11 protein-coding genes are annotated in these 13,531 nt (G+C 40.4%); 7 read left to right on the top strand and 4 right to left on the bottom strand.

What is annotated here, in order from left to right:
- Positions 1 to 2 precede the first annotated feature (2 nt).
- From purD to IB67_RS00550, 3 genes are read left to right on the top strand one after another with little or no spacing between them, the layout of a single operon-like run.
- Positions 3 to 1,187 (top strand): phosphoribosylamine--glycine ligase, encoded by a 1,185-nt coding sequence (gene purD, locus IB67_RS00560; protein WP_072757632.1) that lies wholly within the window; start codon positions 3 to 5, stop codon positions 1,185 to 1,187.
- Between the two features lie 45 nt (positions 1,188 to 1,232).
- A complete protein-coding gene (locus tag IB67_RS00555) occupies positions 1,233 to 2,168 on the top strand; it encodes a phosphoribosylformylglycinamidine cyclo-ligase (RefSeq protein WP_339745084.1) in 936 nt (311 codons plus the stop codon).
- A 34-nt stretch (positions 2,169 to 2,202) separates the two neighbouring features.
- On the top strand, positions 2,203 to 2,766 hold the full coding sequence (locus IB67_RS00550) for a LemA family protein (protein WP_339745087.1): 564 nt from the start codon (positions 2,203 to 2,205) through the stop codon (positions 2,764 to 2,766).
- A 52-nt stretch (positions 2,767 to 2,818) separates the two neighbouring features.
- Here IB67_RS00550 and IB67_RS00545 read toward each other — a convergent pair whose 3' ends face one another.
- The 4 genes from IB67_RS00545 to IB67_RS00530 form a co-directional block, all read right to left on the bottom strand.
- Positions 2,819 to 3,943 carry an ROK family protein gene (locus IB67_RS00545; RefSeq protein WP_143145235.1) on the bottom strand — a complete coding sequence of 375 codons (1,125 nt, stop codon included), beginning with the start codon at positions 3,941 to 3,943 and terminating at the stop codon, positions 2,819 to 2,821.
- A 77-nt stretch (positions 3,944 to 4,020) separates the two neighbouring features.
- Complete coding sequence (locus tag IB67_RS00540) at positions 4,021 to 5,193, bottom strand: sugar ABC transporter permease (RefSeq protein ID WP_072757626.1); 1,173 nt, start codon at positions 5,191 to 5,193, stop codon at positions 4,021 to 4,023.
- Positions 5,194 to 5,218: 25 nt separating this feature from the next.
- Positions 5,219 to 6,745 (bottom strand): ATP-binding cassette domain-containing protein, encoded by a 1,527-nt coding sequence (locus IB67_RS00535; RefSeq protein WP_339745092.1) that lies wholly within the window; start codon positions 6,743 to 6,745, stop codon positions 5,219 to 5,221.
- Positions 6,746 to 6,869: 124 nt separating this feature from the next.
- On the bottom strand, positions 6,870 to 7,949 hold the full coding sequence (locus IB67_RS00530) for a sugar ABC transporter substrate-binding protein (protein ID WP_072757622.1): 1,080 nt from the start codon (positions 7,947 to 7,949) through the stop codon (positions 6,870 to 6,872).
- 389 nt (positions 7,950 to 8,338) lie between these two features.
- Here IB67_RS00530 and IB67_RS00525 point away from each other — a divergent pair, with 389 nt between their 5' ends.
- The 4 genes from IB67_RS00525 to IB67_RS00510 are packed head-to-tail and all read left to right on the top strand — an operon-like array spanning position 8,339 to position 13,448.
- The gene (locus tag IB67_RS00525) at positions 8,339 to 9,694 is read left to right on the top strand and encodes a GlmL-related ornithine degradation protein (protein ID WP_072757620.1); all 1,356 of its coding nucleotides are present in this window, start codon (positions 8,339 to 8,341) and stop codon (positions 9,692 to 9,694) included.
- 43 nt (positions 9,695 to 9,737) lie between these two features.
- Positions 9,738 to 10,328, top strand: a complete 591-nt coding sequence (locus IB67_RS00520) for an NUDIX hydrolase (protein WP_143145234.1) — start codon at positions 9,738 to 9,740, stop codon at positions 10,326 to 10,328.
- Positions 10,283 to 11,113, top strand: a complete 831-nt coding sequence (gene ispE / locus IB67_RS00515) for a 4-(cytidine 5'-diphospho)-2-C-methyl-D-erythritol kinase (RefSeq protein ID WP_339745098.1) — start codon at positions 10,283 to 10,285, stop codon at positions 11,111 to 11,113. The genes IB67_RS00520 and ispE overlap by 46 nt, the downstream gene beginning before the upstream one ends.
- On the top strand, positions 11,073 to 13,448 hold the full coding sequence (locus IB67_RS00510) for a Lon protease family protein (protein WP_339745101.1): 2,376 nt from the start codon (positions 11,073 to 11,075) through the stop codon (positions 13,446 to 13,448). Before ispE ends, IB67_RS00510 begins: the two co-directional genes overlap by 41 nt.
- The last annotated feature ends 83 nt before the right edge of the window (positions 13,449 to 13,531 follow it).

The following is a 13,531-nucleotide window of genomic DNA, read 5'->3' as shown; positions in this document are numbered from 1 at the left end:
ATATGAAAGTTTTGATACTTGGCAGCGGAGGAAGAGAACACGCAATTGGTTGGGCTTTTAATAAAGCGGGGCACAGTGTTTCATTCTACCCAGGTAACGCAGGTACGAAACTCGTAGGTGAAAATATACCAAGCATTGAAGGAGATGTGATAGATAGATTTGACCTCGTCATTCCTGGCTCAGAAGATTTTCTCGTTAAAGGTATTGCTGACGGAAAGAAAAATGTCTTTGGACCAAGCTCTGATGGTGCAAAGCTCGAAGGCTCGAAGTGTTTTGCAAAACTCTTCATGGAAAAGTACAACATCCCAACTGCGAAGTTCATTATTGCCCGCAACAGTATAGAACTTGAAGATGCTTTAAAGTACTTTAAGCCACCATACGTAATAAAGGCGGACGGACTTGCGCAAGGCAAGGGGGTTATAATAGCTAACGATTACGAAGAAGCTTTTGAAAGCGGTTCGAAACTTATAGAAGGCAAGTTAATCGAAAATGTAAGCGGACCTGTTGTTGTTGATGAGTTCTTAAATGGTTGGGAACTTTCAGCGATAGCGATAGTTAATGGAAGAAACTTTGCACTCCTTCCGTTCACAAGAGATTACAAAAGGGTATACACAGGAAACAAAGGACCGAACACGGGCGGAATGGGTTCTTACGGACCTATCATGATAGATAAAGAGCTCAAAAGGAAAATCGAAGATATCTTTGAATTGACGCTATTCGGAATTGAAAAAGAAGGTGTAGATTACAGAGGTTTTCTTTACATAGGACTCATGATTGTAGACAATAAGCCCTACGTTCTTGAGTACAATGTTCGGCTTGGAGATCCGGAGACAGAGGTTATCGTAGCTATGGAACCTGAAAGATTTGTTGAAAACGTTTTGAAGGCGTTTAATAACGAACCGTTTGGAGAATATAAGCCTGAAAACTTTGCTGTTGATATTGTGATAGCCTCGCGAGGTTATCCAGAAAATCCGGAAAAAGGACAGACTATAGACATTGACGGTGGTTTCTTCTTCTATGCAGGTGTTAAAGAAAAAGAAGGGAAACTTTTAGTTTCAGGTGGAAGGGTTCTCCATTCGATGGGCATTGCGAAAGAACTTGAGATCGCCAGACGAAAAGCGTATGAGAATATAAAGAATGTAAAGTTCGAGGGAATGTTCTACAGAGAGGATATTGCTCAAATCTAAAATCTAATCATATTTAATTGGTTAGGTTGAAAAAGGAGGAAATTTATGGGTAGTGAAAAATACACTTATTCAGGTTCAGGTGTTGATGTCTTTAGAAACGATGATTTTACGGATCATATAAAAAACGTCATCAAAGTTCCGGATTGGGTACTGAAAGAGCCGACGGGTTATGCAACGATTTTGAATTTCACAACGCCTAAGATTGTCTTAACAGCTGACGGCATAGGTTCGAAATTGCTGTTGCATATAAAGTACAGAAGATGGTCAGATGCCGCGCAAGATTTAATAGCGATGAACTACAACGATATCGTCTGTGTTGGAGGCAAGCCACGAGCATTTGTCGATTACCTTGGCGTTCACCACATAGACAGGCAGCACTATGAATTCATAGAAGCTCTTGTTAGAAAGCTTGACGAATATGATATGGCATTAGTTGCCGGAGAAACTGCGGAGATACCATCAATCTATACTGAAAACGATTGGGATGTGGCCGGTTTCTGCATTGGCACACTTGAAAAACGAATACCAATAGAGACGATAGAATATGGTGACTCTATTATAGGTCTTCCAGCGAGTGGATTCCACTCGAACGGCTGGTCTTTGATAAGGAAGATAATTGAGAGCGAGAACATCAGCATCGAAGAGCTTTCCTTCGACTTACTTGCCGGCACTAAGATATACAAAGAAGTTACCGAAGTTTTTGAATTGATCAAAGGCATAGCGCATGTTACTGGTGGAGGGATACTCAGAGCGCTGAGACGGGTGTTAGGTGATAAAGGTTACGAAATAAGTATAACGTTGAAACCCTACATAGAATGGATTCTAAAATACGTTGAAATACCTGAGGCGATTAAGACATTCAACATGGGGTACGGAATGATATTGGTCATTGCAGAAAAGGACGTTGAATCTGTTCTAAAAATTACGAACGGAGAAGTTATCGGTAAAGTAAGCCAAAACACTAACATTGTGATACAATAAAGATATCCAGTGGAATAAAACGGAGGTGAACGATTTGAAAGGATGGGTCATTGCGTTAATTATTATCGGTGTTGTCGCACTTGGAATTATCTTCTGGCTAATTGGTACGTACAACAAGATGGTAGCTTTAGACCAAAACGTTAAAGAAACTTACAGCCAGATCCAGAACCAACTCCAAAGAAGGCTCGACTTGATTCCAAACTTAGTTGAGACGGTTAAAGGTTACGCAGCTCACGAAAAGGAGATATTCGAAGCGCTTGCCAACGCGAGAGCGAAACTTGCCGGAGCAAAGACACCAGATGAACAAGCCACGGCTGACGCAGAATTAACATCAGCACTCAGTAGGTTGCTTGTCATAGTCGAAAACTACCCAAATTTGAAAGCCGATGCCAACTTTAGACAGCTGATGGATGAACTTGCCGGTACGGAGAATAGGATAGCGGTTGCGCGAAAAGATTACAACGAAGCTGTGAAAGAATACAACACATTGATTAAAAGATTCCCGTATGTGTTGATCGCAAGTAGGTTTGGATTCACAGAAAAGCAATTCTTCGAAGCAAAGCCGGAAGCCCAAGAAGCACCGAAAGTAAATTTCTAAGGTTTTCAAATGGAAAATAAAAGCCCAGTTCTTAGAAACTGGGCTTTTATTATTATCTGGCTACTTTTGAGATCACATTTGGTATGAAATATTCCTCTATAACTGCGTAAAGCGCGCCATACAGGTAAGTATCATGGGTGAACGTTGGCGGTAATACTTTTAATATCTTTCCAGAATTTTCCAAAGCTCTGCCCTTTATCTTTTTCTCGAGCAATTCATAAAATTCCACGTCAAGACCTGAAAGTTCTCCGCCGAGGATTAGATATTCTGGGTTTATTGCATTAACGATGTTGGTCAATGCAACAGATAATGTTTCTATATACTCAAGAAATTCCGCTGCTTTTTTTCTGAAAAGTTTATTTAGATGGCTTTGAGCATCCTTAAGTCCTTTTCCGAAAACTCTCGAAATAGACGTATAAGTTTCAAGGCACCCGTAATTCCCACAGCGACACAAATTACTGCTTTGCATGTTCAAGATTGTGTGTCCAAATTCTCCGGCGCTGAAAGAAGGACCACGGAATAGTTCGCCATTAATCCACAGACCCGTTCCAAATCCTTCCCTTACAGTCACAAAGACCGAGCATTTTGACTTCCTTACCTCTTCACGCTGAAAGGCTTCGGCGATCATCGCCAAGTTTGCTTCATTGTCGGCGTATACAACTTTGCCTTCAACGTTGATCTTTATGTTTTTCCAGCCCTTACTCGGAACGAAAAGAATCGTGTCGTTTTCCACATCCACCATTCCGGGCACTGAAAATGCCACAACTTCAACGTCTTTGTAATTTTGTAAAATATCGTTGACCTCTTCCAAAATCTCTTCGAAAGTATCAGGTGTAGACGACGATTCAAGCTTCTCGAGCGTGCCATCCGCATTTCCAATGGCGTAATTCGTCCTCACTGCTCCAATATCAACGACTAACACCTGAAAAGATCTTGGGTTAATCTTCAGGGATATCGCTTTCCTGCCAAGTTTACCGTTGCCTTCCTGTTCTGCAGGCCCTATTTCTAATATATAACCGGCGTTGTTTAAGTCAGTTATACATCGAGTCACTGTACTTGGAGAAAGCAATGTCTTTTTTACGAGGCTAACCCTCTCTATCGTACCTTCGTGGAATATCGTCCTTAGAATTAACAGGTAATTGTTTTCTTTCATTGTCGAGTGTAGGATTTTTTTCAACGAACGCTCCTCCCAAGTGTTAAGAAATGATTGAACCTTAGAAACTAAAACGGCATTAACGGTTGATTCACTTGAGATTACCTTACCTTGCTTCTTGTCTTGATATCGAAAACAACTGCTGCAATTAAGACCGCACCTCTTATAACGTATTGCAGAGATATACCGACGCCAAGAAGGTTCATACCGTTTATAAGCGATGCCATAACAAGAGCACCTATAAGTGAGTTTGCTACTTTACCGACTCCGCCAGCTGCCGAAACACCACCAACATAAGCAGCAGCTATCGCGTCAAGTTCAAAGAGGGTACCCGCATCTGGTGTAGCCGATTGCAGCCTTGAAGTGTAGAGAATACCAGATATTGCTGTTAAAAATCCCATTGATCCGAATACGAAAAGAGTGATCTTCTTGACATCTATACCACTTAGCCTTGCAGCTTCCGGATTACCACCGACTGCGTATATATGTCTACCAAGTACTGTTTTTGTTGTCAAGACATGGTATACAAAGGTTATAATGAGTGTTATTACAAATGTCCATGAAAGTCCGTTGTAAGAAGCTAATGTCCAAAAGATGTAGAATATGATAGCGCTTATAAAAAGGAGTTTTAGAATGAACATGCGCATCGAAAGGACTTCGAAATTGTAGCGGAGCTTGTTGTTACGCGTTTTGATTTCACTGTAAATGTATAATCCGATTATCGCAAGTCCAATTATGAGGGTCAAGATGTGTACATTTTCATTGTGGAATATATCAGGAATGAATCCATTACCGATCTGATTGAATGAATCGTTCATAACTATAATAGTACCTGTACTCTGTGTAAAGAGCAGTAGAGCACCTCTGAAGATAAGCATTCCTGCCAAGGTTGCTACGAACGCAGGCAGTCCAACTTTCGCAACCCAAAATCCGTTGACAAGACCAAACACTGTACCGAGCGCTATTACAATTAGTATCGTTGGTATTACTGGCATGCCTTCTCTCAGCATCCTTGCCGCAATCGCGCCAAGGAAACCAGCCATGAATCCTACAGACAAATCGATGTGCCTTATAACTATAACGAGTGTCATACCGACGGCGAGCACAGCAATATACCCCATCTGATTAAAAAGATTGCTAATATTCCTTGAAGAGAAGAAAAGCCCGTCTGTAAGAATGGTGAATATAATCATAATTGCACCAAGTGCGATGTACATACCGTACTCACGTATGTTCTTTTTAAGAAGCACTCCAAGTTCTTGTAGAAAATTCATCTCGTACCCTCCCTTGTAATATTTATTAATAATCCACTGCCATATGCATTATCTTCTCTTGCGTTGCTTCTTCCCTACTTAACTCACCAACAATCTTTCCACCAGCCATGACGTAAACTCTGTCGCTCATACCGAGAACTTCGGGAAGTTCGGAAGAGATCATTATGATACTCATTCCCTCTTCCTCAACAAGCCTGTTCATCAGTGTGTATATCTCGTACTTTGCACCTACGTCGATACCTCTTGTCGGCTCGTCTAAGATAAGCAACTTTGGTTTTACAAATAGCCATTTGCCTATCGAAACTTTCTGCTGGTTTCCACCGCTAAGGTTCATGACCTTTTGCTCGATTGACGGAGTTTTGATACGCAAAGATTCTTTAAATCTCTCAGAAACTATGATTTCTTCGTTGTCATTAACGAATAATCCTTTCTTCAGCTGCTTTAATCCAGCCAGAGTAATGTTAGTTTTCACATCAAAATCGAGAATCAGCCCTGTCACTTTTCTATCTTCCGAGAGATATGCAAATCCTGCTTTTATAGCCTCGGAAGGTGATCTAAAATTGCACCTCTGACCATCAAAGTACATCTCGCCTTCTACTATATAATCTTTGGCATTTCCGAAAAGGCTTAAAGCGAGCTCTGTCCTGCCCGCACCCATCAATCCGGCAATTCCTACGATTTCGCCTCTTCGAACATAGAAATTAGCATCTTTAACAACATATCTGTTGAGACTCGTATCATACGCTTTCCAATTCTTAACCTCGAAAATCTTTTCACCAAATTCTCTCTTTTTGCGTTTTGGGTATATATCTTCTATTTCTCTTCCAACCATGTACTTGACGATGTTAGCCTCTGTGAATTCCTCCCTTTTCTCAAGCCTTCCGACCATCTTGCCATCTCTTAACACGGTGATGGTATCTGCAACTTCCACTACTTCCTTCAACTTGTGTGAAATCAATATAGAGGTTATACCTTTCTTTTTTAGCTCCCTAATTATCCGAAGCAAATTTTCGCTGTCATCTTCGTTGAGCGACGACGTTGGCTCGTCAAGGATAAGCAATTTGACGTTTTTACTCAAAGCTTTCGCAATCTCAACTATCTGTTGGTGACCTACGCCGAGGTCTTTAACCTTTCTCGAAGGGTCAAGGTCAGGTTTTAAGTGTAGGAGCATATCTTTTGCCTTCTTTATCGTTTCGTTCCAGTCTATGAATCTTCCGCGTTTTATTTCATGACCGAGGAAGATATTTTCGTAAACTGTGAGTTCCGGAATCAGTGCAAGTTCTTGGTATATTGTTACAATACCCACACTCTCACTGTCATGGATATTTCTGAATCTCTGTTCTTTTCCGTCAAATATAATAGTTCCTTCATACTCTCCATATGGATAAAAACCACTCAGTATTTTCATCATCGTCGATTTTCCAGAGCCGTTTTCTCCAACTAAACAGTGAATCTCCCCTCTTCTTACCTTGAAATCAACATTGTCCAACGCCCTTACTCCTGGAAAATCTTTAGTTATACCTCTCATCTCGAGTATGAAATCGTCCGTCATCGAATCACCCCTTGTTGACATATCTTGTTTTCAAATATACAGTATATTGTATATTCTAAAAACCGGGTGGTGATATTTCACACCACCCAGTTTGTTGTTCATGAATTAATTACAGCAGAACTAATTACCACTTGAAGTCCTTTTCTGAGTAGTAGCCAGAGTCGATGAGTATCTTTTTCACGTTATCCTTCGTTACTGTCTGTATCTGGGATTGAATTGCTGGTACTTTCTTCTTTCCGTTGTCGTATGTAGCTGTCGTCGTTGGTTTCTTACCTTCAATCAACAACTGTGCTGCGTTTATTGCGTCTTTGACGAGAAGCCTTACATCTTTGAATACTGTCATTGATTGTTTACCGTCGATAATGTATTGTACTGATGCTTTTTCTGCGTCTTGACCTGTTATGTAGTAAGCTTTGACGTCCTTATCTGCTCTGAAAGCATCTGCTATAGCTCTTGCTGTACCGTCGTTTGGAGCAAGTATGTATACTGTTCCTTTGTCCGCTGCTTTCGCTCTTGTGAGGTCATCTTCTGCTTTTCTTTTTGCAACGTTGAAGTCCCAGTTTGTTGTTACTTGTCCAATTATCTTTGCCATTTCGTCTCTTGTCAAATCCTTTTTGTTCTTAACTTTTTCTGCTTCGGATGAGTTTATAATTCTGAACGTTCCGTCTGCAATCTTTGGCTGGAGGATTTCCCAAGCACCTTGGAAGAAGAGGAACGAGTTGTTGTCAGAAAGTGCACCTGCATAGAGGTAAAGTGGGTTGTTCTTTGTTCCAGCTTTGACGTTCTGGACAAGGTATCTACCCATTGCCCTACCAACTTCGACACTGTCAAATGTGACATAGTAATCAACCGCATCTGTTCCCATAATTAATCTGTCATAAGAAATAACGTATACTCCTGCTTTCTTTGCTGCTTCTGCCGCTGCCGCTGCTGCGACTGCGTCGTGTGGACATATGATAAGAACCTTTATACCTTTTGCTATAAGAGCTTCAACGTTTTCTCTTTCCTTTGCTGGAAGTCCTTGGCTGAAGAGAATTTCAACTGAGTACTTTGTGTTTTTAAGAGCGTCTCTAAATCTTGTTTCATCCTGGACCCATCTTGGTTCAGCGTTTGTTGGGAGTACGACACCAACGTCAAGCGCGAAGTTAACTACCGCAGAAATAAGAAGCACAAAAAAAGTTCCTAAGAGTAAAAGCTTCTTCATACACTTTCCCTCCTCTTTGGATGAATTCTCAGAATTTAGGGTTTTAACCCCCTTGGCAAAAATATAACACATCTTGCCTCTTTAACATAATCTATCAGCTCTTTATTATATTTCTTTCAGAAAGAAAAAAATAGGGTTATTGAAACAATTTTCACTTTTTCTCAGGTTTTCTTCGATTATCTTCATTTTTTTGCTGTGACGTGTCGAAATTTGCTTGGAATGTATGTTTACGACATGTATAGATAATTACTTGTGTTCAAGTAATAAGATTCTTATTTTGTGGATTTTCATGTAGTATAATAGAATTAAGTTTGAGAACACTTTAGAGTGCAAGATTCTTATTCGTAGAAGATGAAACGAAATCAGGAAGATAAAGGGGGGGTTCTGAAATGAAAATCGATTTACTCTTCGCAGAGATTGGATCCACGACGACAGTTTTGACCGCATTCCATTTCGGTTTGAAATCAAAGATAATAGCACAAGCTGAGCATTGGACGACTGTGAACGAAGGAGATGTAACTATCGGTATTGAGAGAGCGCTTAGTAAGATGAAAGAAATTCTTGGTGAAGACATAAAATGGGAGAAGTTTGCAGCAACGAGCAGTGCAGCTGGTGGGTTGAAGATGACTGTACACGGGCTTGTTTATGACATGACCGTTCGAGCAGCTCGTGAAGCAGCTCTCGGAGCTGGTGCAGTTATTAAGTACGTTACAGCAGGCAAAATGGACGAATTCCACCTACAAAAGGTTATGTCTATCCAACCGAAGTTGATACTATTAGCTGGTGGCGTTGATTATGGGGAAACTGAAACTGTTATACATAACGCAAAAATGCTCGCAAAACTGCAGCTTGACGTACCGATAGTATACGCTGGAAATATAGCCGCAGCTGAGCATGTCGAATACATACTTACGAATGCGGGCAAGAAAGTGTACGTAACAGAAAACGTTTATCCGAGGATAGATTACCTTAACGTTGAACCTACGAGAAATGTTATCAAGGAAGTTTTCGCTGAACACATTGTGAAAGCTCCGGGAATGGAGAAGATTAAAGATATGGTCGATTACGAGATAATTCCAACCCCAGCCGCTGTTATGACAACGACCGAGCTTGCGTATGAAATTTTCGGCGATTGTTTGACAATAGACATCGGTGGTGCTACAACTGATGTGGATTCAGTCACTGAAGGTTCGCCAGAAGTACAAGAGATGCTCGTTTCTCCAGAACCGTTTGCGAAAAGAACAGTCGAGGGTGACCTTGGATTGTACGTTAACGCACATAACGTTATTAATATGATGGGCGAAGAGAGTTTAAGAAACCAGTTTGAAGATTATGACGAGCTTTTAACCAGGATAAGCCCTTATCCTATTTCTGACCGTGATGAGTACTTTATAAGCAAGCTCGCAACGTTCTGTGTACAGCAGAGCGTTAGAAGACACGCGGGAAATAAGAAGCACCTTTACACGCCAACGGGTCGCAAGACGATAGCTGAAGGAAAGGACCTCACAGCGGTAAAGACTATTTTTGGGACCGGTGGATTCTTATCGAGGTCCAAATACGCAAAAGAAGCACTCGAAAGTTTGACACATCTGCACAAAATCCACCCAATGGAGCTGTTGCCTCAAGAAGGTATAAAATTCCTTAGAGATAAACATTACATCTTCGCAGCGATTGGACTTATCGCAAGTAAGCTTGATAAAGACATAGCAAAGCAATTACTTGAAATAGATATCGAAGAATACTGATAACCACAGATAAATATTGATAAATAAAGAACGGAGGTATATTATGGAAAATCCAATGCAGGAAAAAGTACTCGTTGTTCGAACATCAGACATCGAAAGGTTATGCAATGGCAAAATAGGAGTTGTAGAAGTTCCGTACAAAGAATTCGAGAAAGTTTTAGAAACGGGGTTTTTTGTTGAAAGGGCGAAAGCTGAGTACGATGAATCAATTCGGCAGATAATTCCCTATATCGTGCTTAAAGATGGAGATGAATATATCTTCTTTAAGCGGACATCAAACCAAACTGAGAAGAGATTGCATAATTTGATTACCCTTGGCGTTGGTGGTCACCTGAACACTGAAGATTCGAACGAACCTAAGGAATGCCTTCAGAAAGGTTTATGGAGAGAGCTGAAGGAAGAAGTAGATGTTGAACTTCTTTCTATGGAATATGTCGGTTTGATAAACGATATGGAAAATCCGGTTAGTAGGGTCCATATCGGTGTTCTGTACATTGCACATGTCAACTACAAAGGTGTTGTTGAAAAAGAAAATTTCATCGAACTAAGAGCAAAAGATTTGTCTAATTACATTGGGGAGATGGAAGGATGGGCAAGACTTGTCGCTTATTACTTAGAACTTACGCAAAGGTGAACCTCTGCCTTGACATAATTAGAAAGAGAAGCAACGGTTATCACGAGATATCGTCGCTCTTCCAAAACATATCCTTAGCTGATAAGATGGAGATAATTATTTCAAATGGCGATGGAAATATACAGATAGATTCAAACATGCACATTGAAGACAATATATTATACAAAATTTGGAGACTTTTGGGTGATAAGGATCACGATGTTAAAGTGAGACTTGAAAAGAAAATTCCAATGGGTGCTGGACTCGGTGGCGGGAGCAGTAACGCGGCAGGTTTCTTGAAAGCTCTCGAATATGTAGGAGTAATTACAAAAGATGATGCTTACCAACTTGCAAAAGCCGTTGGAAGCGATGTTCCATTCTTTTTGTACGGTGGAACGGCGAACGTTGCGGGTCGCGGCGAGATAATAGAACCATTAGAGCCATTACCAAGTTTCAAGATAGATATTTTCTATCCGGGGTACTCAATTTCAACAAAAGAAGCGTATGGCAACCTCAGGAGTGAATGGTTTAATTTAGCACCTATGGGTCCTTTAGAACTTTACAGAGCATATTTAGAGAACGATTGTGAGAAGATAAAGAAAGGAACTTACAATATTTTTGAGAGAGTAATTCCTAACGATCTGCTGAGCAAAATAGAGAAACTGAAACTGGAATTCCCCGCTGCGTTGACAGGCTCCGGTAGTGCGTATTTTTGTATAAACAGTAACGGGAAATACCACTTCACACAGAAGGGAGTGGAAATAGATGCCTTTGAAGAAATTGAAGGACGAGGAACTTGTAGTTGAAAACAAACTACTACCTGATATAGACTCAATAGAAGAGATTAAAGAGACACAATCTTTCATTGGGCGTAAGCGTGCAGTTAGGTCATTGATTTTTGGGCTTGATATGGAAAAGAGTGGATACAATATCTTTGTTGTTGGGCTTTCCGGAACTGGTAGAAAGACCTTCGTCAAACACTTTGTTAGTGAGTATTCTCAAAAAAAGCCAGTACCTTCAGATGTTGCTTACGTTATGGATTTCGAAGATCCGCAACACGCAAAGGTAATCTTCCTACCTTCTGGAAGAGGTATCGATTTTAAAAAGGATATGGAAAAACTTGTCGAAAACTTAACGGAAAAGATTTCGAAAGTCTTTGAGGGCGAAGATTACAAAGTCCGAAGAAAAGAAATAGATGAGGAATTTGAAGCTGAGCAGGAAAGACATACCAAAGAGCTAATTGAAAAGGCTCAAAAGCTTGGTTATCTTATAAAGCTGACTGCAACAGGCGTCAATTATTACCCACTGAAAGATGGAAAAGTCATAAAGGAAGAGGAATACATTAACCTGAGCGACGAGGAAAAGAAGTTTTATGAAGAAAACGAGAGAAAAGTTCAGCTTCTCATAGATGCGGCAGTTGAAAATGTCAGAAAGCTCGAGAGTGTCTATAAAGAACGCGTGCGGGATTTAAATAGGTACGCGCTTCTCTTCGCAACAGAAGAGTTCTTCTCAGCGATAGAGAATAAATATCCATACAGTGATGTGAAAGAGTATATCCATAAAATTAAAGAAGATATTATCGACAAGGTGACATCAACAAAGAAGTTGCAAGAACTGGAGTATTACTTTAGAAGAGCTTACAGCGTTAACTTGATTGTTGATAACTCCGGTTTGAATACAGCTCCGGTTGTCTTTGAAGACACACCGACTTATCACAATCTCTTTGGAAAAATTGAATATATAGAACGCGAAGGAATGCTCTACACAGACTTTACGATGATACGCCCTGGGAGCATTCACAAAGCAAATGGTGGTTATTTGATCATTGATGCACGTGAGCTATTGATACACCCGTTTGTCTGGGACAGACTCAAAAAAGTGCTCTTCTCCGGTCAACTTGAGGTTGAGAATATCGACACTGCGTATGGCTATTCTACGATAGCGACTCTCAAGACAGAACCGGTTCCTCTGAGATTAAAAGTCATTTTAGTTGGAACTCCAGAGATTTACGAACTTCTGTACGAATACGATCCAGATTTTGAAAAGCTTTTTAAGATTAAAGTTGAACTTGACTGGGAACTCGACACAACCGTTGAAAATGTTAAAGATCTTGTTTCTTTCATAGCCGACTACACAAAAGAGAATGAAATTCTTCCCGCTAAAAGGAGTGCACTTAATAAGGTTGTGTGGTATTCGATGAGGCTTTCCGGAGATAGAACGAAGCTTTCCATGAAGCTCGGTTCTATTATTGATCTGTTAGAGGAGGCGAACTTCTTTGCTCAAAAAAGGAATTCAAAATTTATCGAGTATACTGATGTACATCAGGCACTAACCGAAAGAGAAGATCGGTTAAAACTTATCGTTGAAAAGTACGATGATATGTTCAGAAAAGAAGATTTAATAATAGATGTTAGCGGTAAGGTAGTTGGACAAGTCAACGGTCTTACAGTAGTTAATTTCGGTGATTTCGAATTCGGACTTCCGGTTAGAATCACCGCAAAAACTTACCTCGGCAGTTCTGGAATTTTGGATATTCAGAGGGAAGCTGATTTGAGCGGGCAGATACACAGCAAGGCAGTAATGATTTTAACAGGTTATCTCGGTAGCAAGTACGCTCGAAAAGTTCCCTTCTCGATAGGTGTTTCGATATCTTTTGAACAAGTTTATGGTTATGTGGAAGGTGACAGTGCTTCCTTGGCTGAGGTTCTCGCGATAATATCAGCCATATCGAAGATACCATTAAAACAGAGCATAGCGGTTACAGGTTCTATCAATCAGCACGGACACATTCAGCCAGTCGGTGGTGTCACTGAAAAGGTTGAAGGTTTCTACAGAATATGTAAACTTAAGGGACTTACAGGTAATCAAGGGGTAATCATCCCAAGGGCGAATATAAGGAACCTTGTTTTGAGTGATGAGATAATTGAAGCGATAAAAGCAGGACAATTCCACATATGGACAGCGGATGACGTAGATGAAGCTATAGAATTGATGACTGACAAACCTGCTGGTGTGATGACAAAGAACTACGAATATCCACGCGGCACTGTGAATTATCATGTCGTACAGGCACTGAAACGCTCGCACGATATGGCTGAAGGGAAGACAAGTAGAGTAAGAAAGAAAAGAGAGCATAAATAAGAAAAAAAGTGCAACAAGTAGCAATAACTTGTAGACTAATCATTACCGTTATGATATAATTTAAAATGCTTTTTTGTTTGAAA

Origin of the sequence: Fervidobacterium riparium (genome assembly GCF_025370035.1) — a bacterium.
Lineage (GTDB): Bacteria > Thermotogota > Thermotogae > Thermotogales > Fervidobacteriaceae > Fervidobacterium > Fervidobacterium gondwanense.
The sequence above is the reverse complement of the archived record's forward strand: the minus strand, read 5'-3'. Positions and strand labels throughout refer to the sequence as shown.

Coding starts and splice junctions, on each gene's coding strand:
- purD (WP_072757632.1), top strand. CDS start 3: ATGAAAGTTTTGATACTTGGCAGCGGAGGAAGAGAACACGCAATTGGT.
- IB67_RS00510 (WP_339745101.1), top strand. CDS start 11,073: ATGCCTTTGAAGAAATTGAAGGACGAGGAACTTGTAGTTGAAAACAAA.
- ispE (WP_339745098.1), top strand. CDS start 10,283: ATGGGCAAGACTTGTCGCTTATTACTTAGAACTTACGCAAAGGTGAAC.
- IB67_RS00535 (WP_339745092.1), bottom strand. CDS start 6,745: ATGACGGACGATTTCATACTCGAGATGAGAGGTATAACTAAAGATTTT.
- IB67_RS00525 (WP_072757620.1), top strand. CDS start 8,339: ATGAAAATCGATTTACTCTTCGCAGAGATTGGATCCACGACGACAGTT.
- IB67_RS00520 (WP_143145234.1), top strand. CDS start 9,738: ATGGAAAATCCAATGCAGGAAAAAGTACTCGTTGTTCGAACATCAGAC.
- IB67_RS00540 (WP_072757626.1), bottom strand. CDS start 5,193: ATGAATTTTCTACAAGAACTTGGAGTGCTTCTTAAAAAGAACATACGT.
- IB67_RS00555 (WP_339745084.1), top strand. CDS start 1,233: ATGGGTAGTGAAAAATACACTTATTCAGGTTCAGGTGTTGATGTCTTT.
- IB67_RS00530 (WP_072757622.1), bottom strand. CDS start 7,949: ATGAAGAAGCTTTTACTCTTAGGAACTTTTTTTGTGCTTCTTATTTCT.